Annotated in this window: 23 protein-coding genes; 15 read left to right on the top strand and 8 right to left on the bottom strand. The window is 67.6% G+C overall.

Annotation, left to right across the window (positions count from 1 at the left end):
• The first annotated feature begins 97 nt into the window (after positions 1–97).
• Positions 98–583, top strand: a complete 486-nt coding sequence (locus ACOCMH_RS18660) for an adenosine-specific kinase (protein ID WP_427312464.1) — start codon at positions 98–100, stop codon at positions 581–583.
• Between the two features lie 10 nt (positions 584–593).
• On the opposite strand, the gene ACOCMH_RS18655 is transcribed toward ACOCMH_RS18660, so the two are convergent.
• From ACOCMH_RS18655 to ACOCMH_RS18645, 3 genes are all read right to left on the bottom strand, one after another.
• Positions 594–2,273 (bottom strand): Na/Pi cotransporter family protein, encoded by a 1,680-nt coding sequence (locus ACOCMH_RS18655; RefSeq protein ID WP_171514258.1) that lies wholly within the window; start codon positions 2,271–2,273, stop codon positions 594–596.
• Between the two features lie 222 nt (positions 2,274–2,495).
• Positions 2,496–3,107 (bottom strand): LysE family translocator, encoded by a 612-nt coding sequence (locus ACOCMH_RS18650; RefSeq protein WP_427312463.1) that lies wholly within the window; start codon positions 3,105–3,107, stop codon positions 2,496–2,498.
• Between the two features lie 40 nt (positions 3,108–3,147).
• Positions 3,148–3,720 (bottom strand): adenine phosphoribosyltransferase, encoded by a 573-nt coding sequence (locus tag ACOCMH_RS18645; protein ID WP_427312462.1) that lies wholly within the window; start codon positions 3,718–3,720, stop codon positions 3,148–3,150.
• Between the two features lie 192 nt (positions 3,721–3,912).
• Between ACOCMH_RS18645 and ACOCMH_RS18640 the strand changes: the two genes are divergently transcribed.
• Complete coding sequence (locus ACOCMH_RS18640) at positions 3,913–4,491, top strand: DJ-1/PfpI family protein (RefSeq protein ID WP_427312461.1); 579 nt, start codon at positions 3,913–3,915, stop codon at positions 4,489–4,491.
• Positions 4,492–4,588: 97 nt separating this feature from the next.
• Positions 4,589–4,963, top strand: coding sequence for a ribbon-helix-helix domain-containing protein (locus ACOCMH_RS18635; protein WP_427312460.1), 375 nt, complete (start codon positions 4,589–4,591; stop codon positions 4,961–4,963).
• A gap of 43 nt (positions 4,964–5,006) precedes the next feature.
• Here the strand turns inward: ACOCMH_RS18635 and ACOCMH_RS18630 are convergent, their stop codons facing one another.
• Together ACOCMH_RS18630 and ACOCMH_RS18625 are read right to left on the bottom strand one after the other, a co-directional pair.
• Entirely contained in the window at positions 5,007–6,986 is a 1,980-nt protein-coding gene (locus ACOCMH_RS18630; protein WP_427312459.1) for a monovalent cation:proton antiporter-2 (CPA2) family protein, read from the bottom strand.
• Positions 6,986–7,243 carry a hypothetical protein gene (locus ACOCMH_RS18625; RefSeq protein WP_427313411.1) on the bottom strand — a complete coding sequence of 86 codons (258 nt, stop codon included), beginning with the start codon at positions 7,241–7,243 and terminating at the stop codon, positions 6,986–6,988. The genes ACOCMH_RS18630 and ACOCMH_RS18625 overlap by 1 nt, the downstream gene beginning before the upstream one ends.
• On the opposite strand from ACOCMH_RS18625, the gene ACOCMH_RS18620 reads away from it, so the two are divergent.
• The 11 genes from ACOCMH_RS18620 (at position 7,130) to ACOCMH_RS18570 (ending at position 16,536) form a co-directional block, all read left to right on the top strand.
• Positions 7,130–8,113, top strand: coding sequence for a KpsF/GutQ family sugar-phosphate isomerase (locus tag ACOCMH_RS18620; RefSeq protein WP_427312458.1), 984 nt, complete (start codon positions 7,130–7,132; stop codon positions 8,111–8,113). The two genes, ACOCMH_RS18625 and ACOCMH_RS18620, sit on opposite strands and share 114 nt — an antisense overlap.
• Before the next feature lie 42 nt (positions 8,114–8,155).
• Positions 8,156–8,785 (top strand): LPS export ABC transporter periplasmic protein LptC, encoded by a 630-nt coding sequence (lptC, locus tag ACOCMH_RS18615; protein WP_427312457.1) that lies wholly within the window; start codon positions 8,156–8,158, stop codon positions 8,783–8,785.
• Between the two features lie 77 nt (positions 8,786–8,862).
• Positions 8,863–9,513: a lipopolysaccharide transport periplasmic protein LptA gene (gene lptA, locus ACOCMH_RS18610; protein WP_427312456.1), complete on the top strand. Its 651-nt coding sequence runs from the start codon at positions 8,863–8,865 to the stop codon at positions 9,511–9,513.
• Between the two features lie 57 nt (positions 9,514–9,570).
• Positions 9,571–10,371, top strand: coding sequence for an LPS export ABC transporter ATP-binding protein (gene lptB, locus ACOCMH_RS18605; protein ID WP_171514267.1), 801 nt, complete (start codon positions 9,571–9,573; stop codon positions 10,369–10,371).
• A 121-nt stretch (positions 10,372–10,492) separates the two neighbouring features.
• Complete coding sequence (locus ACOCMH_RS18600; RefSeq protein WP_427312455.1) at positions 10,493–11,971, top strand: RNA polymerase factor sigma-54; 1,479 nt, start codon at positions 10,493–10,495, stop codon at positions 11,969–11,971.
• A gap of 48 nt (positions 11,972–12,019) precedes the next feature.
• Positions 12,020–12,370: a ribosome hibernation-promoting factor, HPF/YfiA family gene (hpf, locus tag ACOCMH_RS18595; RefSeq protein WP_010814386.1), complete on the top strand. Its 351-nt coding sequence runs from the start codon at positions 12,020–12,022 to the stop codon at positions 12,368–12,370.
• Between the two features lie 352 nt (positions 12,371–12,722).
• Positions 12,723–13,178 (top strand): PTS sugar transporter subunit IIA, encoded by a 456-nt coding sequence (locus ACOCMH_RS18590; protein WP_018008706.1) that lies wholly within the window; start codon positions 12,723–12,725, stop codon positions 13,176–13,178.
• An 81-nt stretch (positions 13,179–13,259) separates the two neighbouring features.
• Entirely contained in the window at positions 13,260–14,231 is a 972-nt protein-coding gene (hprK, locus tag ACOCMH_RS18585; RefSeq protein WP_012351664.1) for an HPr(Ser) kinase/phosphatase, read from the top strand.
• Between the two features lie 170 nt (positions 14,232–14,401).
• Positions 14,402–14,794, top strand: coding sequence for a PsiF family protein (locus ACOCMH_RS18580; protein ID WP_427312454.1), 393 nt, complete (start codon positions 14,402–14,404; stop codon positions 14,792–14,794).
• Between the two features lie 108 nt (positions 14,795–14,902).
• Positions 14,903–15,784 carry an RNase adapter RapZ gene (rapZ, locus tag ACOCMH_RS18575; protein ID WP_427312453.1) on the top strand — a complete coding sequence of 294 codons (882 nt, stop codon included), beginning with the start codon at positions 14,903–14,905 and terminating at the stop codon, positions 15,782–15,784.
• A gap of 92 nt (positions 15,785–15,876) precedes the next feature.
• Positions 15,877–16,536 carry an LON peptidase substrate-binding domain-containing protein gene (locus ACOCMH_RS18570; RefSeq protein WP_427312452.1) on the top strand — a complete coding sequence of 220 codons (660 nt, stop codon included), beginning with the start codon at positions 15,877–15,879 and terminating at the stop codon, positions 16,534–16,536.
• Between the two features lie 24 nt (positions 16,537–16,560).
• Here ACOCMH_RS18570 and mutY read toward each other — a convergent pair whose 3' ends face one another.
• From mutY to mutM, 3 genes are all read right to left on the bottom strand, one after another.
• The gene (gene mutY, locus ACOCMH_RS18565) at positions 16,561–17,739 is read right to left on the bottom strand and encodes an A/G-specific adenine glycosylase (protein WP_427312451.1); all 1,179 of its coding nucleotides are present in this window, start codon (positions 17,737–17,739) and stop codon (positions 16,561–16,563) included.
• Positions 17,740–17,839: 100 nt separating this feature from the next.
• Positions 17,840–19,792, bottom strand: a complete 1,953-nt coding sequence (locus ACOCMH_RS18560) for a dynamin family protein (RefSeq protein ID WP_427312450.1) — start codon at positions 19,790–19,792, stop codon at positions 17,840–17,842.
• A 262-nt stretch (positions 19,793–20,054) separates the two neighbouring features.
• Positions 20,055–20,933 carry a bifunctional DNA-formamidopyrimidine glycosylase/DNA-(apurinic or apyrimidinic site) lyase gene (gene mutM, locus ACOCMH_RS18555; RefSeq protein ID WP_427312449.1) on the bottom strand — a complete coding sequence of 293 codons (879 nt, stop codon included), beginning with the start codon at positions 20,931–20,933 and terminating at the stop codon, positions 20,055–20,057.
• 153 nt (positions 20,934–21,086) lie between these two features.
• Here mutM and ACOCMH_RS18550 point away from each other — a divergent pair, with 153 nt between their 5' ends.
• Complete coding sequence (locus tag ACOCMH_RS18550; protein ID WP_427312448.1) at positions 21,087–23,033, top strand: tetratricopeptide repeat protein; 1,947 nt, start codon at positions 21,087–21,089, stop codon at positions 23,031–23,033.
• The last annotated feature ends 73 nt before the right edge of the window (positions 23,034–23,106 follow it).

Genomic DNA, 23,106 nt, shown 5'->3' with positions numbered 1-23,106 from the left:
TGCTGGCGACACCACCTTGCATTCAATACGGCAAGTCCTACCATGAACGGCAAGGACGGCCACAATAGCCGTCGCCGCCAACACCTGGAGGCCTGCCATGGAACTCCTGTCGGTACCGGTCACCAAGCCGGAAGCCACCAACTTCATCTTTGGCCATTCGCATTTCATCAAGACCGTCGAAGACCTGCACGAGGCGCTGGTGGGCACGGTGCCCGGCATCCGCTTCGGGCTCGCGTTCTGCGAGGCCTCGGGCAAGCGGCTGGTGCGTTGGTCGGGCACCGACGAGAGCCTGATCGACCTGGCCTGCGAGAACGCGCGCGCGATCGGCGCGGGGCACAGCTTCCTGATCTTCCTGGGCGACGGCTTCTTTCCGGTGAACGTGCTGGGTGCTGTGCGCGCGGTGCCGGAGGTATGCCGGATTTACTGCGCGACGGCGAACCCGACGCACGTGATCGTGGCGCAGACCGATGCAGGGCGCGGTGTCATGGGCGTGATCGATGGCGCCTCGCCGCTGGGGATAGAGACGGAGGCCGATGTGGCCGAGCGCAAGGCGCTGTTGCGCAAGATCGGCTACAAGCTGTAGGCCGCGCCGCTCAGGACCGAGCTGCCTGTACGGTCGAAACAGGCGGCACATCGTCTTCCTTCATGCGGCTGCGGTTGAGCACGCCGGCCTGTTCCAGTACCGGATAGGAAGTCGCGCAGAACAGAGAATTCAGCCGCTTGAGCTCGCTGATCACGTCCAGGTGCAGCGAGCTGGTCTCGATGCTTTCCGCGGTTTGCACCGCCACGCGCTGCAGATGGGTGCGCGCGTACTTGCGCTCGAGCTCGCGGAAGTTCGCCTTCTCCGCCATCAGCGCCTGCGCGCTCTTGAGGTCGCCGTTGAGAAACACCGACAAACCCAGCCGCAGGTTGGCGACCAGGCGCGCGTGCATTTCGGCGATCTCCTGCATGCCGGCCTCGGAGAACATCAGGTTGTGGGCGATCTTCTTGTCCTTGGTATCGAGCAGGATGCGCTCGATGATATCGCCCGCATGCTCCAGGTTGATGGTGAGCGAGATGATCTCGGTCCAGCGCTGGCCGTCGCGCTCGTCCAGCGCTTCCAGGCTGATGCGGGTCAGGTAGAGCTTGATCGCGGTGTAGAGGTCGTCGACCTCGTTGTCGATGCGGCAGGTGGCGGTGGCCAGCTTGGCATCGTTGGTGCGCAGCACGCGCAGCATGTTGTCCAGCATCTGCTCGATGCGGTCGCCGATGCGCAGCACCTCGCGCGCGGCGTTGGACAGCGCCAGCGCGGGCGTGGACAGCGCGGCGGTATCGAGATGCCGCGGCGTGACCTGGCTGTCGCCGGTATTGCGCCCCGGCAGCACGCGCTCGCACAGCCGCGCCAGCGGCGCCGTGGCGCCGAGCAGCAGGACCGCCAGCGCGACATTGAACAGCAGGTGGAAGTTGACGATCAGCCGTTGCGGCTCATGGTCGACCAGTGCCAGCAGTTCCTCGGCCTGGCCCAGCAGCGGCAGCGCGATCAGGCAGCCCAGCAGGCGCGACAGCAGGTTGCCCAGAGTCACGCGCTTGCCCGGCTGGTTATTGCCGGAGGTGGTCAGCAGCGCCGACACGCCCGAGCCCAGGTTGGCACCCAGCACCAGCGCCAACGCCACGTGGATCGACACCACGCCGGCCGAAGCCAGCGCGCCGCAGAACAGCACCACGGCCAGGCTCGAATAGCACAGGATGGTCAGGAAGGCGCCGACCAGCATGTCCAGCCCCGAATCACCGGTCAGCGAGGCGAACAGCACCTTGACGCCCGCGGCCTGCACCACCGGCCGGGTCGCGATCGAGATCAGTTCCAGCGCCAGCGTGATCAGGCCCAGGCCGATCAGCACGCGGCCCACATGGCCGGGCTTGCTGCCCTTCCAGGTCAGGTGGCAGATCACGCCGACGAAGATCAGCAGCGGCGACAGCCACGACAAGTCTAGCGAGAACACCTGCACCATCAGCGCGGTGCCGACATTGGCGCCCAGCATGATGGCCAGCGCTGGCGCCACGGCAATCAGGCCCTGGCCGACGAAAGAGCTGACGATGACCGCGGTGGCGTTGCTGCTCTGGACCAGCCCGGTGACGCCCAGGCCGGCGAGGAAGGCGGTGAAGCGGTTGGAGACGCTGGTCGACAGCACGTGCCGCAGGTTGGCGCCGTAGACGCGCAGGATGCCGACCTTGACGATATTGGTGCCCCAGACGAGCAGGGCAACGCCCGATAACAGGTGAAGAAGAACGCCCATGGTGCGCCTTTGTGTGACCGGTGCCGAATACTGAATGGAGGCTCCGCCCGGTCATCGTGTCGTTGTCAAGGGCTCATTATGCGCCCGGCCCCGGGCACCGGCAACGGCGTGGGCGCGCGCTGCGGGCCGCAGGCAACAGGGCAAGCGGCGCCATCCCGGGCCGCGCCGCCGATGCGGCAGCGCAGCGTGGGCGCGCTGCCGGCCGCCGTGACCGTGCCCGCTTCAGGGCAGCGCGACCTTGATGCCGAGCCCGACGAAGATGGCCCCGGCGGCGCGGTCCAGCCAGCGTCCGGTGACGGGCCGGCGGCGCAGCCAGCCGCCCAGCCAGCCCGCGCACAGCCCGAACAGCGAGAACACCACCGCAGTCTGCAGCATGAAGACGACGCCCAGCAGCAGGAACTGCAGCCCCGGGTGCGCCGCATCGGCGCGCACGAACTGCGGCAGGAACACCAGGAAGAACAGCGTCACCTTGGGGTTCATCATGTTGCCCAGCACACTCTGGCGGAACACGCGCGCCAGCGGCACGGCGTCGACATCGCCGCCCTGTGCCAGCCCGCCCTTCGCCCGCAGCGCCCGGATGCCGATCCAGATCAGGTAGGCCGCGCCGGCGTACTTGATCAGCTGGAACGCCAGCGGCGACGAGCGCAGCACCGCGGCCAGCCCGACCGCGGCAATCACGGTATGGAACAGGCATCCGACCGAAAAGCCCAGCGCCGCCACCAGTCCCGCGCGCCGCCCCTGCGCCATGCCGCGCGCCAGCACCTGCAGGTTGTCCGGCCCGGGGGCCACGGTCACGGCGACGGAGGTCAGCAGGAACAGCAGCAGGTCAGGCATGAAAACTCCTTGCGGGGGTCTCGGTGCGGGCACGCATCGCTCAGTGCCCCTCGAACTTGCACACGGTGAACAGCGGCAAGCCGGCGCCGTGCAGCAGCTTCGATCCGCCCAGTTCCGGCAGGTCGACGATGGCGGCGCCCTCGACCACCGTCGCGCCCAGGCGCTCCAGCAGCTTGCGCCCGGCCATCATGGTGCCGCCGGTGGCGATCAGGTCGTCGACCAGCAGCACGCGGTCGCCGGCCTGGCAGGCGTCGGCGTGGATCTCGACCGTGGCGCTGCCGTACTCCAGTTCGTATTCCTCGGCCACGGTCTGGAACGGCAGCTTGCCCTTCTTGCGGATCGGCACGAAACCGAGGTTCAGCTCATACGCGACGATCGCGCCGAGGATAAAACCGCGCGCATCGATGCCGGCGACCAGGTCCAGCTGCGCGTCCATATAGCGGTGCACGAAGACATCGATCAGCACGCGCAGGGTCTTGGGATTCTGCAGCAGCGGCGTGATGTCGCGGAACATCACGCCCGGCTGGGGCCAGTCCGGCACGGTCCGGATGCGGTCGCGCAGGTAGCCGGTGACGTCGCCGAGGTCAGGGGACTGGGTGATGGAATCTGCCATAGGGGTTGGGGAAATAGGCGCGCGGCGCCGGTCAGGAAGCGGTGGCAGCGGCATGCGGACGGCGCGGTAACCCGTTACCACCCGCGTCGCGGGGGCGCCCCCCACAATGGCCCTGCCAGCCGGACGGACTGCCCGGGCCGGCCTGCCGCGTCCGGCACCCGCCGGACACCCGTAACCATACAGGAGACCACGATGGCAAAAAAGATTCTGATGCTGGTGGGCGACTACGCCGAGGACTACGAAACCATGGTGCCGTTCCAGGCGCTGCAGATGGTGGGCCACGCCGTTCACGCGGTGTGCCCCGACAAGCAGGCGGGCGACGCCTGCGCCACCGCGATCCACGATTTCGAGGGTGACCAGACCTACAGCGAGAAGCGCGGCCACAACTTCACGCTCAACGCCTCCTTTGCCGAGATCGACCCGGCCGGCTACGACGCGCTGGTCATCCCCGGCGGCCGCGCCCCCGAGTACCTGCGCCTGAACGCGCGCGTGCTGGAGATCGTGCGGCACTTCGCCCAGGCCGGCAAGCCGATCGCCGCGGTGTGCCATGGGGCCCAGTTGCTGGCGGCCGCGGGCGTGCTGGAAGGCAAGACCTGCTCGGCCTACCCCGCCTGCGCGCCGGAAGTGAAGCTGGCCGGCGGCACCTATGCCGATATTCCGGTCGACCAGGCCCACACCGACGGCAACCTCGTCACCGCCCCGGCGTGGCCAGCGCATCCGGCCTGGCTGGCGCAGTTCCTTGCGGTGCTGGGCACGCGGATCGTACATTAGTGCTTTCCGCACGCGGCGCCCCACCGTGACGCATGGCTTGCCGGCCCGGCCGGCCATGCCCAGCCTGCCGACCGCGCCGCACGCCAGGGAGCCTTTGATGTGTGAGATCTTTATCCGCGCCAATCCGGCGTCGTACCAGAGCCAGTCGCGCTCGCTGCGCCTGCACGGCGCGGCCACCAGCATCCGCCTGGAAAGCCTGTTCTGGGAAGTACTGGAGGAGCTGGCGCAGCGCGACGGCATGACCGTCAACCAGCTGATCACGCGCTTGCACGACGAACTGACCGAACACCGCGGCAGCGAGGCCGTCGCGGCCAATTTCTCGTCTTTCCTGCGGGTGTGCTGCCTGCGCTACCTGATGCTGCAGGGCGAAGGCCGCATCCCGGCCAGTCGCGACGTGCCGATCCGCTCCCTGGACCCTCGCGTGGTGCTCGACAACCTGCCGGATTCCTGGGTCGAGCCGCGCCGGCACTGAACCCGGCGCCGAGCCGGCGGCGCGCTCCTGCCCGTGCCGGCGCTCAGCCGTTCAGGATGCTTGTCTCGGCGGCCTCCAGCGCCTCGGGCGGGCCGCGCAGCACGACGATATCGCCGGGCTCCAGCACGGTCTCGGGCTGCGGGTCGAAGGCGCGGATGCCGCGCCGGCGTACCGCGGTCACCTCGACCCCGATGCGCTCCAGACCCAGCACGCCCAGGCGCCTGCCCACCGCGGTGGACTGCGGCCCAAGCGACACGGAATGCAGCCGCACCGACTCGCGCTCGACCATGTCCTCTTCGTCGTCGCGGCCGTGGAAATAGCCGCGCAGCAGGCTGTAGCGCGCGTCGCGCGCCTGCTGCACGCCGCGCACCACCCGGCGCATCGGCACGCCCAGCAGCACCAGCGCGTGCGACGCCAGCATCAGGCTGCCTTCGATGATCTCGGGCACCACCTCGGTGGCGCCGGCCTTCTGCAGCGTGTCCAATTCGGAATCGTCGACCGTGCGCACGATCACCGGCAGCGCCGGCGCCAGCTCCTGCACATGGTGCAGGACTTTCAGCGCCGACTGCGTGTTGGCATAGGTCACGACCACCGCGGCGGCACGGTGGATGCCCGCGGCAATCAGGGCCTCGCGCCGGGCCGCGTCGCCGTAGACCACGGTATCGCCCGCGGCGGCGGCCTCGCGCACGCGGTCGGGGTCCAGGTCGAGCGCCACGTAGTTGATGCCCTCGCGCTCGAGCATGTGCGCCAGGTTCTGCCCGCTGCGGCCGAAGCCGCAGATGATGGCGTGCTTCTCGGTCTGCAGGCTCTGCGCAGCGATGCGGGTCATGTTCAGCGACTGCATCAGCCATTCATTGGCGGCAAAGCGCAGTACGATGGCGTCGCTGTACTGGATCAGAAACGGCGCCGCCAGCATCGACAGCAGCATCGACGCCAGGATCACCTGGATCAGCACCGGATCGACCAGGTTCAGGCCGTCGATCTGGTTCAGCAGCACGAAGCCGAACTCGCCCGCCTGCGCCAGCCCCAGCCCGGTGCGGATGGCCACGCCCTGGCGCGAGCCGAACACGCGCGCCAGCGCCGCGATCAGCACCAGCTTGAACAGCACCGGCACCACCAGCAGCGCCAGCACCAGCCAGATGTGGTCCAGCACCACCCGGATATTGAGCAGCATGCCGATGGTGACGAAGAACAGCCCCAGCAGCACGTCGCGGAACGGCTTGATGTCTTCCTCCACCTGGTGGCGGTACGGCGTCTCGGAGATCAGCATGCCCGCCATGAAGGCGCCCAGCGCCATCGACAGGCCCAGCCGCTCGGTCAGCGCCGCCATGCCCAGCGTCACCAGCAGCAGGTTCAGCATGAACAGTTCCTGCGAGCGCCGCGCCGCCACCACATGGAACCAGCGGCTCATCAGGCGCTGGCCGAGAAAGAAGATCGCGCCCAGCGCGACCACGATCTTGAGCGTGGCCAGGCCGAGCGCCTTCATCAAGTCGCCCGGATCCTGCGACAGCGCCGGAATGACGATCAGCAGCGGCACCACCGCCAGGTCCTGGAACAGCAGGATGCTGATGATGTTGCGCCCGTGCTCGCTCTCCAGCTCCATGCGCTCGGACAGCATCTTGGAGACAATGGCGGTGGAAGACATGGCCAGGGCACCGCCCAGCGCCACCGACGCCTGCCAGGACAGCGGGAACAGCCAGTTGAACGCCCAACTGGCCGGCACCACCGCCAGCATCGACAGCACCACCTGCGAGCCGCCCAGGCCGAACACCAGCCGCTTCATCGCGCGCAGCTTGGCCAGGCTGAATTCCAGCCCGATCGAGAACATCAGGAAGACCACGCCGAACTCGGCCAGGTACTTGGTCTGCGCGGTGTCGCTGGCCAGCCCCAGCGCATGCGGGCCGATCAGGATGCCGACGGCGAGGTAGCCCAGCATCGGCGGCAGCTGCAGCATGCGGAATGCGACCACGCCGAACACGGCGGCGGCCAGCAGCACCAGGGTCAGTTCCAGCGGCGAATGCATCAGGCGGTCAGGGTGACCGGCGAGGCGCGCGGCCGACCCGGCACGGGCACCCTGCCGGCGGATATACGGCGAGCACGGGCGAGCGCGACGCGCGCCATGGGCTCGGCGAGGTGTCGTCGCATTCGTTGGTATACTTCGTCGCCATGATAGCCAATTTCGATGCGGATCGAGCACTCAGGCTCGCCCGCGACACGCTCCAGACTGAAGCCGACGCGGTTTCCGCACTTTCCGCCCGCCTGAACGGCGACTTTGCCCATGCCGTGCAGCTGATCCTGCAATGCACCGGGCGCGTGGTCGTTTCCGGCATCGGCAAGTCCGGCCATATCGGGCGCAAGGTTGCGGCCACGCTGGCCTCGACCGGCACCCCCGCGTTCTTCGTGCACCCCGCCGAAGCCAGCCACGGCGACCTCGGCATGGTCACGCGCGACGACGTGCTGATCGCCTTCTCCAATTCCGGCGAGACCGGCGAGCTGCTGTCGATCATCCCGATCGTCAAGCGCATCGGCGCGCGCCTGATCTCGGTCACCGGCAACCCGGACTCCAACCTCGCCAAGCTGGCCGACGTCCACCTGGACGCGGCGGTCGAGAAGGAAGCCTGCCCGCTGAACCTGGCGCCGACCGCCAGCACCACCGCCGCGCTGGCGCTGGGCGACGCGCTCGCGGTGGCAGTGCTCGATGCGCGCGGCTTCGGCGAGGAAGATTTCGCCCGCTCGCACCCCGGCGGCGCGCTCGGACGCAAGCTGCTGACCCACGTGCGCGACGTGATGCGCACCGGCAACGCCGTGCCCGAGGTGCGCGAAAGCACGCCGCTGGCCCAGGCGCTGATGGAAATCACCCGCAAGGGCATGGCCATGACCGCGGTGGTCGATCCCGACGGGCGCGCCATCGGCGTGTTCACCGACGGCGACCTGCGCCGCCTGCTCGAAACCCCGCGCGACTGGAAGACCGTGCCGATCGGCGAGGTCATGCACCGCAACCCGCACGTGGTCAACCAGGACCGGCTGGCGGTGGAAGCCGTGCAGGTGATGGAAGCCAACCGCATCAACCAGTTGCTGGTGGTGGACGACGAAGGGCGCCTGACCGGCGCGCTGCATATCCACGACCTGACCCGCGCCAAGGTCATCTGAGCGGCCGCGGGCCGCCACCACCAGGATTACGCCAAGGACACCATGCAGGCACTCCTCGCCTCCCTCAGCGGCATCGTCATGCGGCTGCTGCCGCTGCTGCTGATGGCCTTCGTGGCGGGCAGCACGTTCTGGCTGGTCCAGATCAACTCCCCCAAGGAAGACCAGGCCGCGCAGGCCACCAAGAAGCACGAGCCGGATTACTTCATGGACCGCTTCTCGGCCACCGAGCTGGCGCTGGACGGCAGCACCAAGATCCGCTTTACCGGCGAGCGCATGGTCCATTTCGAGGACGACCAGACCTACGAGGTCACGCGTCCCGCCATGCGCGCCTATGAGCCGGACCGCCCGCCGGTGACCGCGCGTGCCGACACCGGCCGCATGAACGCCGAAGGCACGGTGATCGACCTGTACGGCAATGGCTACGTGCTGCGCCAGCAGGGCACGGATCCGTCCAAGGACCCGCAGCTGACCGCGGCGTCGAGCTATTTCCAGCTGCTGGTCAATGACGACATCGTCAAGACCGACAAGCCCGTCAAGCTGACGCGCGGCCCGTCGGTCATGACCGCCAACGGCCTGGTCTTCAACAACGTCACCCGCGAAGTACAATTGCTCGGCAATGTACGCGGCACCATCATCACCGGGCCGTCGCCGGGCCGGGCGCCAGGGTCCTGAGCCCCGCACCGCGCGCACCGATTTCCGCGCAATCCGCACCATCACGCATCCAGACGCCCTCAAGCCACCCTGTTAACATGACCGCTTCCCTGACGACATCGTCCCGTCGACGCACCGCCCCGGCCCTGCTCGCGCTGGCCATGGCCTTCGGCCTGCTGGCCCAGCCTGCCCTTGCCGAGCGCGCGGACCGCGACAAGCCGATGGTGCTCGAGGCGGACAACGCGAGCTACGACGACGTCAAGCAGATCTATACGCTGAGCGGCAACGTGGTGCTGACCAAGGGCACCATGATCCTGAAGTCCGACGCCGCCGAGCTGCGCACCGACCCGGAAGGCTACCAGTTCGCCGTGGCCACCGCGAAGCCGGGCAAGCAGGCCTATATCCGCCAGAAGCGCGAAGGCGTCGACGAATACATCGACGGCTGGGGCGACCGCATCGAATACGACGGCAAGCAGGAATTCTCCAAGCTGATCGGCAACGCCCGCATGGCGCGGCTGCAGGGCGCCAAGCAACTCGACGAGATCCGCGGCGCGGTGCTGACCTACGACAGCCGCAAGGAACTCTACACCGCCGCCGGCGGCGGCAGCGGCGATGCCGCGGCAGCCAATCCGTCCGGCCGGGTGCGCGCGGTGCTGTCGCCGCGCCAGGACCAGAAGTCCGGCACCGCGGGCGGCGGCGGCTCGCCGCTGGACCTGAAGCCCGCGCCCGCGCCCGCCAACAAACCCTGACGCCAGTCGCCGGCCCGCGCGCCGGCGACTGCCACGCCTGAACGCCTGACCGTACCCATGACCGATAACGCCACCCTCGCCGAGAAGCCTTCCGTCGCAGCCAACGCCGTCCTGCCCGGCGGCAGCACGCTGGTCGTGCGCCACCTGAAGAAGCGCTATGGCTCGCGCACGGTTGTCAAGGACGTCTCGCTCGACGTGAAGAGCGGCGAGGTGGTCGGCCTGCTCGGCCCCAACGGCGCCGGCAAGACCACGTCGTTCTACATGATCGTCGGCCTGGTGGCCCTGGACGAAGGCGACATCGTGCTCGACGGCGACCACATCAGCGGCCTGCCGATCCACGAGCGCGCGCGCATGGGGCTGTCGTACCTGCCGCAGGAAGCCTCGGTGTTCCGCAAGCTCAATGTCGAGGAAAATATCCGCGCGGTGCTGGAGCTGCAGCAGGACCAGGGCAAGCCGCTGGCCAAGGCCGAGATCGAGCGCCGCCTGGATTCCCTGCTCGACGACCTGCAGATCGCCCACCTGCGCAACAACCCGGCACTGTCGCTGTCCGGCGGCGAGCGCCGCCGCGTGGAAATCGCGCGCGCACTGGCGTCATCGCCGCGCTTTATCCTGCTGGACGAACCCTTCGCCGGCGTGGACCCGATTGCCGTGGGCGAGATCCAGCGCATCGTCAGCTTCCTCAAGGCGCGCAATATCGGCGTGCTGATCACCGACCACAACGTGCGCGAGACGCTCGGCATCTGCGATCACGCCTACATCATCAGCGAAGGCACGGTGCTGGCTTCGGGCCAGCCGGAAGACATCATTGCCAATGACGCCGTGCGGCGCGTCTACCTGGGCGAGAACTTCCGCATGTGACAAGGCGGCCGCCCCGTGCGGGCGGCCATGGCGGCACGGCAGAGAGCCAGCGGCGATCACGGCGCATCAGCGATAGCAATTTCCGTTCCAACATCGGAAAGATGCGCATAAAATAGGTCGCATGAAACCGTCGCTACAGCTTCGCCTCTCCCAGCACCTGGCACTGACTCCGCAGCTGCAACAGTCGATCCGGCTGCTGCAGCTTTCCACGCTCGAACTGCAGCAGGAAGTCGAACAGGCGCTGACAGAAAACCCGCTGCTTGAACGGGAGAACGACTGGATCGAAAGCCCGCTGCGCGTGGCGGCCGATGGCTCGGTCAACTTACAGAGCGCCCCCGCGCCCGCCCCGGCCGAGCCCCAGGGCAATGGCGACGCGCGCGCCGACGGCGCCGCCGATGACAGCTACGGCGACAACAGCAGCGGTGACGACTACAGCAACGGCGACTGGAGCCTGGACGACTTCGCCCGGCGCCCGCAAGGCGACGAGGACGAAAAGACGCCGATGCAGCTGCGCGATGCCGAGCCCACGCTGCGCGAATACCTGATGGAGCAGCTGACGCCGCTGAAGATCTCGGCGCGCGACAAGGGTCTCGCCATCTTCCTGATCGAATCCCTCGATGACGATGGCTACCTGAGCGCCTCGCTCGAAGAGATCTGCGCGGAACTGCCCGAAGAGCTCGAGTTCGACCCCGACGAAGTCCACGCCATCCTGACGCTGCTGCAGAGCTTCGATCCGCCCGGCGTGGGCGCGCGCAATGCCGCCGAATGCCTGGCGCTGCAATTGCGCCGCCTGACCCACCCGCAACGCGAACTGGCGCTGACCATCGTTACCCATCACCTGGAACTGCTTGCGGTACGCGACTACACGCGGCTGAAGAAGGCACTGCAGGTCGATGAAGTCGCACTGAAGGCCGCGCACGACCTGATCCGCTCGCTGGCCCCTTACCCGGGCCACGCTTACAGCCGCCCCGAAGCCGATTTCGTGGTGCCCGACGTGTTCGTGCGCAAAGGCAGCGGCGGCTGGATCGCGCAGCTCAATCCCGATGTGATGCCGAGGCTGCGCATCAACGATATGTACGCGCAGATCCTGCGCGGCGCCAAGGGCGAAACCGGCACCGCGGGGCTGCAGCAGAAGCTGCAGGAGGCGCGCTGGCTGATCAAGAACATCCAGCAAAGGTTCGACACCATCCTGCGTGTCTCGCAGGCCATTGTCGAGCGTCAAAAGAACTTTTTCACCCACGGTGAAATCGCCATGCGCCCCTTGGTTTTGCGGGAGATTGCCGATACACTGGGTTTACATGAGTCAACCATCTCCCGGGTGACGACCAATAAATACATGGCTACGCCGATGGGTACTTTCGAATTGAAGTACTTCTTCGGTAGCCACGTGTCCACCGAAACCGGTGGCGCGGCTTCATCAACGGCCATCCGCGCCTTGATCAAGCAACTGATAGGAGCCGAAGACCCGAGGAATCCCCTTTCCGACAGTCGCATCGCCGAACTGCTGGGTGAGCAAGGCTTCGTTGTCGCACGACGCACCGTTGCCAAATATCGCGAAGCCCTCAAGATCCCCGCAGTGAATCTCCGCAAGTCTTTGTAGCCGAGCCCACCGCCTGCCTGGTGAGGCTCTTTCAGAAGGAGAAGCGCTATGAACTTCAAGATCAGTGGACACCACCTGGACATCACGCCCCCTCTGCGTGAGTACGTGGAAACGAAGCTGGAGCGAATCGTCAGGCATTTCGATCAAGTCATTGGCGTTAGCGTGCTGCTCTCTGTCGACAATCACAAGGAAAAGGACCGGCGCCAGTACGCGGAAATCAATCTGCATCTAAAGGGCAAGGACATCTTTGTCGAGGCGCATCACGAAGACCTGTATGCGGCGATCGACGCACTCGTCGACAAGCTGGACCGTCAGGTGATCCGCTACAAGGATCGCGTGCAAGGCCACGACCGCGAAGCGGTCAAGTACCAGATGGCCGCCGCGCAAATGCAGCAGTAACCGTGCCCGGCAGCCCGAAACGGGCTGCTGAACCAGGATTCCACAGGCAAGCCGCGCCGCGAAGCGCGGCTTTTTTGCGCCCGGGCGCCGGCTCGGCTGTGGCAGCGGAGCCAACCCTGTCACGCATAGGAACCCGAGGTGTTCGCAAGCGCAGCGTCAAGGTGTATGCTGCGCCATACAAAGAGAGAGAGAAAATCGTGGCCGCGCCTGCTCCCGCTGCGCTGCACAATGCGAGCCTAACCGCTGCTCTATAATGGGCCGGACGCCTCCCAGCCGCGCCGGCAGCGGCCAGGGAGCCAGCCGCTGCCCGGCGGAACGGTCCGCCCGCTAACTGAAATCCTGCGCATCGCCCATGAATCGTTTGGCCAAATTGCTGCCACCCGGCAACATCACCCTCGACGTCAGCGTCACCAGCAAGAAGCGTGTGTTCGAGCAGGCCGGGCTCCTCTTCGAGAACAATCATGGCGTGGCGCGCGCCATCGTGACCGATAACCTGTTCGCGCGCGAGTCGCTGGGCTCGACCGGACTCGGCGCCGGCGTGGCGATTCCGCACGGGCGCATCAAGGGCCTCAAGCAGCCCCTGGCCGCCTTCATGCGCCTGGCCGAGCCGATTCCGTTCGAATCGCCGGACGGCAAGCCGGTTTCGCTGCTGATCTTCCTGCTGGTGCCGGAACAGGCCACGCAGCAGCACCTGGAAATCCTGTCCGAGATCGCACAACTGCTGTCGGATCGCGACATGCGCGAGGGCCTGGCGACCCTGCCCACGCCCGATGCCGTGCACGAACTGCTGATTGCATGGCATCCCTGATCCACTGATTCCCCAGAGCGGGCCGGCACCAGACCGGGCAGGCGCCACGCGCTTCGCAGTCCGCCTTACCAGTCAACCCGCATGGAACTCACCGGCGTCACCTCCCAGTCTATCTTCGACGACAACGCAGCCGACCTCAAACTCTCGTGGGTCGCCGGCCTGGAAGGCGCGGACCGCGCCTTTGACGTGGAATTCGCCCGCGAAGCAACCTCCGCCGCCGACCTGGTGGGCCACCTCAACCTGATCCACCCGAACCGGATCCAGGTTCTTGGCAAACCCGAGATCACGTACTACCAGCGGCTGGACGACGAGACCCGCAAGCGCCAGATGGGCGAGCTGATCCTGCTGGAGCCGCCCTTCCTGGTGATCGCCGACGGCATGGAGCCGCCTCCGGACCTGGAACTGCGCTGCACGCGCTCGTCGACGCCCCTGTTCACCACGCCGGTGTCGTCCGCGGCGGTGATTGACCACCTGCGCCTGTACCTGTCGCGCATCTCGGCGCCGCGCGTGACCATGCATGGCGTATTTCTCGACATCCTGGGCATGGGCGTGCTGATCATGGGCGAATCGGGACTGGGCAAGAGTGAACTTGGCCTGGAACTGATTTCGCGCGGCCACGGGCTGGTGGCCGACGACGCCGTCGATTTCGTCCGGCTGGGGCCGGATTTCATCGAAGGCCGCTGCCCGCCGCTGCTGCAGAACCTGCTTGAAGTGCGCGGCCTGGGGCTGCTCGACATCAAGACCATCTTCGGCGAGACCGCGGTGCGGCGAAAGATGAAGATCAAGCTGGTGGTGCAGCTGGTGCGGCGCAACGATGGCGAGTTCGAGCGGCTGCCGCTGGATTCGCAATACTTGGACGTGCTCGGGCTGCCGATCCACATGGTCAAGATCCAGGTGGCGGCCGGCCGCAACCTTGCCGTGCTGGTCGAGGCTGCCGTGCGCAACACCATCCTGCGCCTGCGCGGCATCGACACGCTGCGCGATTTCATGGATCGCCAGCGCGCCGCCATGCAGGCCGACGCTGTCTCGCGCGGGCAGGGCCGGCTGCTTTAAGCCGCCGTTCGCCGCGGTTTGCAATTGCTTACAACGGCGTAGCCACATCCCGTCAACGTTTCTTAGGCATGCTCCGTTTTGTGCTGTAATGGGCATCACGCCCGTTACGGAAGCTGCAACGCCGACCCGGCGCGCGGCGATAAGGTTTTCCACCCCCGAGGAGAGCAAGCATGAAGACACTGATTGCGATGTGCGCGCTGGTCACCCCGTTGATCGCGGCCAGCGCATTTGCGCAGACCGCCACCCCGGCCACGCCCGCGACCCCGGCCAAGCCATCGGCTACTGCCCCGGCCACGCCTGCCGTGCCCGCCACGCCTGCTACGCCGGCCAGCCCCGACAAGCCCGCGGCCAATACCCAGCAGGACAAGATGAAGGCCTGCAATACGCAGGCCGCCGGCAAGAAGGGCGACGAACGCAAGGCTTTCATGAAGGAATGCCTGTCGAAGTCGGGCGCGCCGAAGACCCAGCAGGACAAGATGGCTTCGTGCAGCAAGTCCGGCAAGGGCAAGAAGGGCGACGAATACAAGGCCTACATGAAGGAATGCCTGTCGAAGGCAGCCTGAGCGCCACCACTGGCGAAGCAGCATGGCGAACCGGAAGGTTCGCCATTTTTGTTGGTGTCAACGTGCTGTCATGACGCAGCCAGCACCTGATGCTATGCTTCAGTTGCTATGCGCATCATCCTCATCACCGGCATATCCGGTTCCGGCAAGTCCGTCGCACTGAACGTCCTCGAAGATGCAGGCTATTACTGCGTGGACAACCTGCCGGCCCAGTTCATCCCTGAACTGACCCGCTATCTCGACAGCCAGGGCTATACGCACCTGGGCGTGGCCACCGACATCCGCAGCCGGGAATCGCTGGACCAGTTGCCCGACACCGTGCGCGCGCTGGCCCCCGAGCACCAGGTCGAGGTCATTTTCCTGACCGCCAGCACCGATGCCCTGGTGCAACGCTACTCCGAAACGCGCCGGCGCCATCCTCTGTCTGCGCGCACCGACGGTGCCGGTCCGGGTCAAGCCCCGGCCTTCAACGACACGGCGCTGATGGAAGCGATCGAGATGGAGCGCGCGCTGCTGAGCCCGCTGGCCGAAGCCGCGCACCGGATCGACACCAGCAATGTGCGCACCAATACGCTGCGCAGCTGGATCAAGGAACTGATCCGTGACGACAGCCAGCGCCTGACGCTGCTGTTCGAGTCGTTCGGCTTCAAGCACGGCGTGCCCAGCGACGCCGACATGGTGTTCGACGTGCGTTCGCTGCCCAATCCGTATTACGACCTGGCGCTGCGGCCGCTGACGGGCCGCGACACGCCGGTGATCGACTTCCTGCAGGCCCAGCCCATGGTGCTGGCGATGGCCGAGGATATCCGCGCCTACGTGGAAAAGTGGCTGCCAAGCTTCATCGCCGACAACCGCAGCTACCTGACCGTGGCGATCGGCTGCACCGGCGGCCAGCATCGCTCGGTCTATATTGCGGAAAGGCTGGCCAACTATTTCCGGGCACATGGTAATGTGCTGGTCAGACACCGAGAGCTCGCACCGGCGGGCTGACGCACGCGGCATGGCCGCCCGGGCTTCACGGGGCACCTGAGCGCAGCGTCGGCCTGGCGGCCCAAATGCTGCGCGACCCCAAGCCTGCACGCATGTCCTCGACCGACCTCTACCGTCCCACAGGGTCAGAAGACCCGCCACGGACGCTCGACAACCTGCCGCTGTTCCCGTTGCACACGGTGCTGTTTCCCGGTGGGCGGCTGCCGTTGCGCGTGTTCGAGGCGCGCTATGTCGACATGGTGCGCAACTGCCTGCGCGACAGCGCGCCATTCGGCGTGTGCCTGATCGCCAGCGGCGACGAAGTGGCCCGGCCCAACCAGGCCACCGTGCCCGAGCTGGTCGGCTGCCTGGCCGAGATCGTCGACTGCAACATGGAGCAGCTGGGCGTGCTGCTGATTCGCGCGCGCGGCCGCGAGCGCTTCCATATCCTCAGCCATGAGACCCGCGACGACGGCTTGCTGGTGGCGCGCGCCGAGCAGCTCCCGCCCGACATCATCGACTGCAAGCTCGAATTGCTGGGCGAATGCCTGGACGCGCTGCGCCGCATCGTCACGCGACTGCACGCCGAGCAGCCCGACCGCCTGCCCTTCGACGAGCCCTACCTGTGGGACGACCCGAGCTGGGTTGCCAACCGGCTGTGCGAGCTGCTGCCGGTGCCGCTGAAGGCCAAGCAGATGCTGATGGCCTTGCCCGACGCCGGCATGCGCATCGAGATCGTGCACCGCTACATGCGCCAGAACCACATGCTGTAGGCGGCGTTCCGCCCTGCCCCAATCTCAGAACAAGCCCACCCGCGCCTGGTCTTCGAGCAGCCGGCGCACCGGCGCGGGCGTGCCTACCGCATCGAGATCGTCGAGCGAAAGCCAGCGTAGGCCGGATGGCGCCGCGCGGTCCTGCTCCCGCAGGTTGGCATCGCGCGCACTCAGGTCAACCCGGATCGCGCGGATCAGCAGGCGGAAGTGCGTGAACACATGGGTCAGCTCGCCGCTCAGCGCGGCGCGCGCGGGCGTGCCGAAAGCGCGCGCGTAATCGAGCGCCCGGGTCTCGGCGTCTTCAGCGTCGAATGGCACGGTGTCGACCGGCATCTCGGGCAGGCTCCACAGGCCGCCCCAGATGCCGCTGTCCGGGCGCAGGCGCAGCAGCACTTCGCGCTCGCGCCGCACCAGCAGCATCACCGTGCTGCGCTCGGGGATGGCTGCGCGCGCCCTGGGTGTGGGCAGCACGCCGGTGAGGCCGTCGCGGCGCGCCACGCAATCGGCCGACAGCGGGCACGCGCTCGCATCGGCCAGGCAGGCCGGCTTGCCGCGCGAGCACACCGTCGCGCCCAGGTCCATCAGGCCCTGCGTATAGGCCACCATGTCCTCGGCCTGGCGCGGGCCTGACGCCGGCAAGGCCAGTTCCGCCAGTTGCCACATGCGCGTTTCCACCGCGCGCTGGCCCGGATGGCCATGGATGCCGAAGCAGCGCGCGAACACACGCTTGACGTTGCCGTCCAGGATCGGCGAACGCACCCCCGCGCTGAACGCGGCAATGGCCGCCGCGGTGGAGCGGCCGATGCCCGGCAACGTCACCAGCACCGCGGGGTCCGTGGGGAAGCGGCCGCCGTGCTCGCTGACCACCTGCATGGCGCAGCGATGCAGGTTGCGCGCGCGCGAGTAATAGCCCAGCCCCGCCCACAGCGCCATCACCTGATCGGCAGGCGCCGCCGCCAGGTCCTGCACCGTGGGCAGCTGCGCCACAAAACGCTGGAAATAGTCGATCACCGCGCTGACCTGGGTCTGCTGCAGCATGATCTCGGACAGCCAGATGCGGTACGGATCGCGGGTGTTCTGCCACGGCAGGTCGTGCCGTCCATGCTGTCGCTGCCAGTCGACCACGCGCGCGCCGAAGCCGGGCGGCACGCAGAGGTCATCGGGCAGGGCGGGAAGGGTGCGGGGGGCTGGTTTGGGGGGCATCGGTGTGCAACGGCCTGGCGCGCGGACATGGAGTCGGCGCGCCAAAGAAAAAGGCGCCGCAAGGCGCGGCGCCACATGATATACCGTCCCGCGAAGCGGGCTAGGCCACCGCCAGACTGGTGCTGTCGGCGCCTGCCGCCGGCCGCATCAGCCGCTGGACAAAGCCTTCGATGCGCCCGCTGCGTTCGTCCAGCCCGTTCAGTACTTCCTCCAGCTCGGCGATGCGGCTTTCCAGCGTGTCGGTGGCTTCATGGATGCGTTCGATCGAATCGACACGCCGGCGCAGTTGCTTCTGATGTTCGCGCACCTGCGCTTCCAGCGGCGTCATCACCGACTTGAGCCAGACTTCGATATCGCGGTTCAGCCCGCGGAAATTCTCCAGCACGCGGCTGGCCATGGTGTTGAACGCGCTTTGCACCAGCTGCGGGCGCGACCGCGTCAGCATGCTGATCGTGCCGAAATGCGCCTGCACCAGCCGCAGCGTCTCCTGCAGCTCGGCCAGGTAGCGCTCGGCGGTGAACTGCATCGGCGCGGGCAGCGTGAAGCCGTGCTCGGCATTGAAGCGCCGGTACATGCTTTCGATCAGCTGGTGCAGCTGGCCGATCTTGTTGTCGGCATCGCTCACCAGCCCGCTCAGCTGCGCGAACAATGCCTCCATGTCCTCGCGCAGGCCGCGCGAGAAGAAGCGCTCCTTCATCTGCTCGCGCGCGCTGCGCATGGTGCGGCGCACGTCGCGCAACTGCAGGCTCTTGATGATGTCGGCACTGTGCCGGCCAAAGACCAGGCGCAGCGCCTGGAACTTGCTGATGCTCTGCTCGAACTCGTCCTTCTCGCCCTGCACCCGCATCAGCATGTGCTTGACCATCGCATGGTTCTTGCCGCGCAGGCCGCGCAGTTCGAACAGCTGCTCGACGATGTCACGGCGGCGGCTCTGCAGCAGCTGCTGCGCGGCGCGCGCCATGTCCTGCACCAGCCGGTACACCTGGTCCGAGACGATCTCGCGCCGCCGCGGAATCAGCTGGTCCGACAGCACGTGCTCGAATTCCGGCAGGCCGCTGCGCGCGAGCAAGCCATCGTCATGCGTGACCTTGGCCACCAGTCCCTTCTGCGCCGACACCGGATACACGCGCGACTGCTCGATGCCCAGCACCTGCGCGGTGGTCGACACCTGCCGCGCGATCTCCTGCGCGATCTCGCCCGGCTGGCGCAGCGGATCCCACAGCCCGTCGATCTTGTTCAGCACCGCCAGGCAGCCGCGCCGGTGCCCGGCGCCGACATGGCTGCGCCACAGCTCCAGGTCGCTCTTGGTCACCCCCGCGTCGGCGGCCAGCACGAATACCACCACATGCGCATCCGGAATCAGCCGCAGCGTCAACTCGGGCTCGGTGCCGATCGCGTTCAGCCCGGGCGTGTCCAGGATCACCAGGCCCTGGCGCAGCAGCGGGTGCGGAAAATTGATGACGGCGTGGCGCCAGCGCGAGATCTCGACCATGCCCTCGGCGTCGACCGCGTAGGCGGCATCGGGATCGTTCTCGTGGTACAGCCCCAGCGCCTCGGCCTGCTCGGGCGGCACGCGCATGGTCTGCACCACGTGCTGGAACGCCTCCAGCATGCCCTCGGGCGAGGACGGATCGAGCGGCACCGAATGCCAGTGCGACGCCGACGTGCCGGCCTCGAGGAAGTCAGCGGTCGAGGCGTCCTGCAGGCGCGTCTCGATCGGCAGCAGACGGATGCTGGGCGGCTCGGCCTCGTCGTAGCGCAGTTCGGTCGGGCACATGGTGGTGCGCCCCGCCGACGACGGCAGGATGCGGCGCCCGTAGTCGGCAAAGAAGATGGCGTTGATCAGCTCGCTCTTGCCGCGCGAAAACTCGGCGATGAAGGCGACCTTGAGGCGGTCGCTGCGCAGCACGCTATGGATGCGCTGCACGCGCTCGTCGGCCTGCGCATCGTACAGGTCGTGCTGCTGCAGCCACGACTGGAATTCGGCCAGTGACTGGAGGACTCCGGTTCTCCAGGCGCCGTATTGTTCGAATTGGTGGGCGAGCGTTGTCATGGACCTGTTGGGCTGACTTGGTTTTACCTCGGGGCGCGCCACCCTGTGCGGCATGCCCGTGGTCACGCAATGCCGGTCGGCGCCCCTTCCTACATGGCATGCGGCCGGCCATTTTGTAACTTTTTATGACTGCGCACACGATACAGGTTTCCACGGCGTTTTTGTGGAATTCGCGGCCCTTGGACGGCGGCGGCCGCGCCAGTGTTGCGCCGAGCCATCGACTCATGCCGGCGCGGCGTACCGTGCAGCACTCCGCCCGCTGTCAGCGCTGGCAGTTGGGGCAATAGAAGGTAGAGCGCTGGCCCTGCACGATCTGGCGCACCGGCGTGGCGCAGACCCGGCACGGCAGGCCGGCGCGGTCGTAGACAAAGCAGTCCAGCTGGAAGTAGCCGCTGGCGCCGTCGCTGCCGACAAAATCGCGCAAGGTGCTGCCGCCGCGTTCGATTGCCTGCGCCAAGGTGTCGCGCACGGCTTGCGCAAGCCGCTCGCACCGCGCGCGGCTCAGGCGCCCGGCCGGGGTGGTCGGACGGATACCGGCACGGAACAGGCTTTCGGACGCGTAGATGTTGCCCACCCCCACCACGATGGCGCCCGCGAGCAGCACGGTTTTGATCGCGGCACTGCGGCCGCGCGTGTGGCGGTGCAGCCAGGCGCCGTCGAAGGCGGGATCGAAAGGCTCGATGCCGAGGGTGCTCAGCAACGGATGCGACGGCAGTTCCGCCTCCGGCAGCGTGGTCCAGAGGATGGCGCCGAAGCGGCGCGGATCGCGGAAGCGCAGCACGATGGTGCCGGGCTGCTGGCCTGGCACCGCCCCGGGGTCCGCGTCGAGCACCAGGTCGAAGTGATCGTGCACGCCCGGCGGCGGTGCCTCGGGCAGCACCCGCAGCGTGCCCGTCATGCCCAGGTGCACCAGCAGCCAGCCCGCGGGCTGCGCGGCGTCGGGGCTGACGCATTCGAGCAGCAGATACTTGCCGCGGCGCTCGATGCGGCGCACCACGCGGCGGGCCAGGCTGGCCTCGAGTCCCGGGTCGACCGGCCAGCGCAGGCCCCGGTGGCGCACCGCGACCGCGGCGATGCGCCGCCCCACCACATGCGGCAGCAAGCCGCGCCGGGTCACTTCGACCTCAGGCAATTCAGGCATCGAACCTCTCCGTTGGTTACCGCTCAAAACTGCTGCAGCGCCTGCCGGCGCCGGCCTGCGGCGCCAAGCAGCGCATTGTAGCGGCAGGCTACAATGCCTTTATCAATGCGCAATCTCCCATCCTTCGCCAGCGCGCGCCGGAGCACTCAATACATGTCGGACCTGATGCCGGACCTGATGCCGGACTCCACGTTGCAAGCCACCACGGGCGGCGGCCTGACCACATCGCCGGGGGACGCCCACTCGCGCACGGCGCGCCGTGCCAGCCGCCTGGCCCACTGGTGGCAGGCTCCGCAGCGCCATGTGCGCGCGCTCGCCGCCGGCGCACTGCTGGCTGCGGCGGCAAGCGCCACCCACGCCGCGCCCGCCGTCGGCGCGGGTGCGCTGCCCATGCTGCAACTGGCCGCGGCGGACACCCCCGCGGCCAAGCCGGCGCGGCCGGCATTGCCATCGCTGGAACTGACCGACGATATCGTCTATATGGTGCTGGCCGCCGAGATTTCCATCCAGCGCGGCCTGGTTGGTCCGGCCTACCGCACTTACCTGGAACTGGCGCGCCAGACCCGCGACCCGCGCTTCGCCCAGCGTGCCACCGAGATCGCCTTCAACGCGCGCATCCCGCAGCAGGCGCTTGACGCCGCACGCCTGTGGAAAGAGATCAGCCCGGCCTCGCCCGCGGCCGGCCAGGTGCTATCGACCCTGCTGGTGCTTAACGGCCGCTGGGACGACGCCCGCCCGCTGCTGCAGCAACAACTGGCTGCGGTGCCAGCCGGCCAGCGCGGCGAGGCCATCCTTCAACTGCAGCAGCAGCTGTCGCGCACCAGCGATCCGGCCGGCGCGGCCACGCTGCTGCAGGACCTGACCCGCAACGAAGTCAAGCTGCCGGAAACCCATCTGGCACTGGCGCGCGCGCGCGAAGTCGCCGGCGACGAACCTGGCGCGCTGGCCGCGCTCGACCAGGCCTTGCGGCTGCGGCCCGGCTATGAAGCGGCTGCGTTGATGTCGGCAGAATTGCGCGCCGAGAAGCAACCTGACGAAGCCGTGGCGGTGCTCAAGCGCTTTCTGGAAAAGTCGCCCGAATCGGTCAACGGCCATATCACGCTGGCGCGGCTGTACCTGCTGAAGAACGACATGCCGGCGGCTCGCCAGGAGTTCGAGACGCTGCGCAAGGTGGCCCCCGCCGACCCGCGCGTGCCGCTGGCGCTGGGCTTGACCAGCCTGCAGGCCAGGAACTTGGGCGAGGCCGAGCAGTACCTGCAGGAATACCTGCGGCTGGTCGAAAACCAGCCCAGCGCCAATCCCGATATCGCGTATCAGTACCTGGCGCAGATCGCCGAGGAACGCAAGGACTACGCGGGCGCGATCCGCTGGCTCGATCGCATCGAGGACATCCGCCTGGCGCCGGCGGCAACCGCCAAGCGCGCCCAGTTGCTGGCGCGCATGGGCAAGCTCGACGACGCGCAGGCGCTGTTCGGCGAGATGCTCAGCGACGCCGAGGATATCTCCGACCCCGGCCAGCGCTCGCAGCGCGTGACCGCCATCCGCCAGGCCGAAGTGGCCACGCTGATGGAGAACAAGGCCTACGACCGCGCCCGCAAGGTGCTGAACGACCGCGTCGCGGCGGAGCCCGACAACGCCGACTGGATCTATGAGCTGGCCATGCTCGACGAGCGCCAGAAGCGCTACGCCAGCATGGAAACCGGCCTGCGCCGCGTGATTGCGCTGCAGCCACAGCAGAAGCAAGGCTACAACGCCCTCGGCTATTCGCTGGCGGACCGCAACGAGCGCCTGCCCGAGGCGCTCAGGCTGCTGGAGCGCGCCTCCGAGCTGGGACCGGACGATCCATACATCATGGACAGCCTGGCCTGGGTCAAATTCCGCATGGGCGACCTGCGCCCGGCGGCCGACCTGCTGCGCAACGCCTATTCCAAGGCGCCCGAGGCCGAGATCGGCGCGCACCTGGGCGAGGTGCTGTGGCACCTCGGCGAACACGACGAGGCCCGCAAGACCTGGACCGAGGCGGTGCGCATCGATCCCGAGAACGAGACCCTGGTCGACACCTTGCGCCGCTACAAAGTTAACGTGCAGCAGTCCAAGTAAGCCCGCGCGCCGCAGCCCGCAAACCGGGCCCGCGGCGCCGGATTCCCGTCAGCCGGCGGCTGCCGCGCCGCCG

The organism is Cupriavidus sp. H39, assembly GCF_050271075.1.
GTDB lineage: Bacteria > Pseudomonadota > Gammaproteobacteria > Burkholderiales > Burkholderiaceae > Cupriavidus > Cupriavidus necator_B.
The sequence above is the reverse complement of the archived record's forward strand: the minus strand, read 5'-3'. Positions and strand labels throughout refer to the sequence as shown.

What these genes read in the sequence shown, in the direction of transcription:
- ACOCMH_RS18660 (WP_427312464.1), top strand. Translation starts at nt 98, where the DNA reads ATGGAACTCCTGTCGGTACCGGTCACCAAGCCGGAAGCCACCAACTTC.
- ACOCMH_RS18655 (WP_171514258.1), bottom strand. Translation starts at nt 2,273, where the DNA reads ATGGGCGTTCTTCTTCACCTGTTATCGGGCGTTGCCCTGCTCGTCTGG.
- ACOCMH_RS18650 (WP_427312463.1), bottom strand. Translation starts at nt 3,107, where the DNA reads ATGCCTGACCTGCTGCTGTTCCTGCTGACCTCCGTCGCCGTGACCGTG.
- ACOCMH_RS18645 (WP_427312462.1), bottom strand. Translation starts at nt 3,720, where the DNA reads ATGGCAGATTCCATCACCCAGTCCCCTGACCTCGGCGACGTCACCGGC.
- ACOCMH_RS18640 (WP_427312461.1), top strand. Translation starts at nt 3,913, where the DNA reads ATGGCAAAAAAGATTCTGATGCTGGTGGGCGACTACGCCGAGGACTAC.
- ACOCMH_RS18635 (WP_427312460.1), top strand. Translation starts at nt 4,589, where the DNA reads ATGTGTGAGATCTTTATCCGCGCCAATCCGGCGTCGTACCAGAGCCAG.
- ACOCMH_RS18630 (WP_427312459.1), bottom strand. Translation starts at nt 6,986, where the DNA reads ATGCATTCGCCGCTGGAACTGACCCTGGTGCTGCTGGCCGCCGCCGTG.
- ACOCMH_RS18620 (WP_427312458.1), top strand. Translation starts at nt 7,130, where the DNA reads ATGATAGCCAATTTCGATGCGGATCGAGCACTCAGGCTCGCCCGCGAC.
- ACOCMH_RS18625 (WP_427313411.1), bottom strand. Translation starts at nt 7,243, where the DNA reads ATGGGCAAAGTCGCCGTTCAGGCGGGCGGAAAGTGCGGAAACCGCGTC.
- lptC (WP_427312457.1), top strand. Translation starts at nt 8,156, where the DNA reads ATGCAGGCACTCCTCGCCTCCCTCAGCGGCATCGTCATGCGGCTGCTG.
- lptA (WP_427312456.1), top strand. Translation starts at nt 8,863, where the DNA reads ATGACCGCTTCCCTGACGACATCGTCCCGTCGACGCACCGCCCCGGCC.
- lptB (WP_171514267.1), top strand. Translation starts at nt 9,571, where the DNA reads ATGACCGATAACGCCACCCTCGCCGAGAAGCCTTCCGTCGCAGCCAAC.
- ACOCMH_RS18600 (WP_427312455.1), top strand. Translation starts at nt 10,493, where the DNA reads ATGAAACCGTCGCTACAGCTTCGCCTCTCCCAGCACCTGGCACTGACT.
- hpf (WP_010814386.1), top strand. Translation starts at nt 12,020, where the DNA reads ATGAACTTCAAGATCAGTGGACACCACCTGGACATCACGCCCCCTCTG.
- ACOCMH_RS18590 (WP_018008706.1), top strand. Translation starts at nt 12,723, where the DNA reads ATGAATCGTTTGGCCAAATTGCTGCCACCCGGCAACATCACCCTCGAC.
- hprK (WP_012351664.1), top strand. Translation starts at nt 13,260, where the DNA reads ATGGAACTCACCGGCGTCACCTCCCAGTCTATCTTCGACGACAACGCA.
- ACOCMH_RS18580 (WP_427312454.1), top strand. Translation starts at nt 14,402, where the DNA reads ATGAAGACACTGATTGCGATGTGCGCGCTGGTCACCCCGTTGATCGCG.
- rapZ (WP_427312453.1), top strand. Translation starts at nt 14,903, where the DNA reads ATGCGCATCATCCTCATCACCGGCATATCCGGTTCCGGCAAGTCCGTC.
- ACOCMH_RS18570 (WP_427312452.1), top strand. Translation starts at nt 15,877, where the DNA reads ATGTCCTCGACCGACCTCTACCGTCCCACAGGGTCAGAAGACCCGCCA.
- mutY (WP_427312451.1), bottom strand. Translation starts at nt 17,739, where the DNA reads ATGCCCCCCAAACCAGCCCCCCGCACCCTTCCCGCCCTGCCCGATGAC.
- ACOCMH_RS18560 (WP_427312450.1), bottom strand. Translation starts at nt 19,792, where the DNA reads ATGACAACGCTCGCCCACCAATTCGAACAATACGGCGCCTGGAGAACC.
- mutM (WP_427312449.1), bottom strand. Translation starts at nt 20,933, where the DNA reads ATGCCTGAATTGCCTGAGGTCGAAGTGACCCGGCGCGGCTTGCTGCCG.
- ACOCMH_RS18550 (WP_427312448.1), top strand. Translation starts at nt 21,087, where the DNA reads ATGTCGGACCTGATGCCGGACCTGATGCCGGACTCCACGTTGCAAGCC.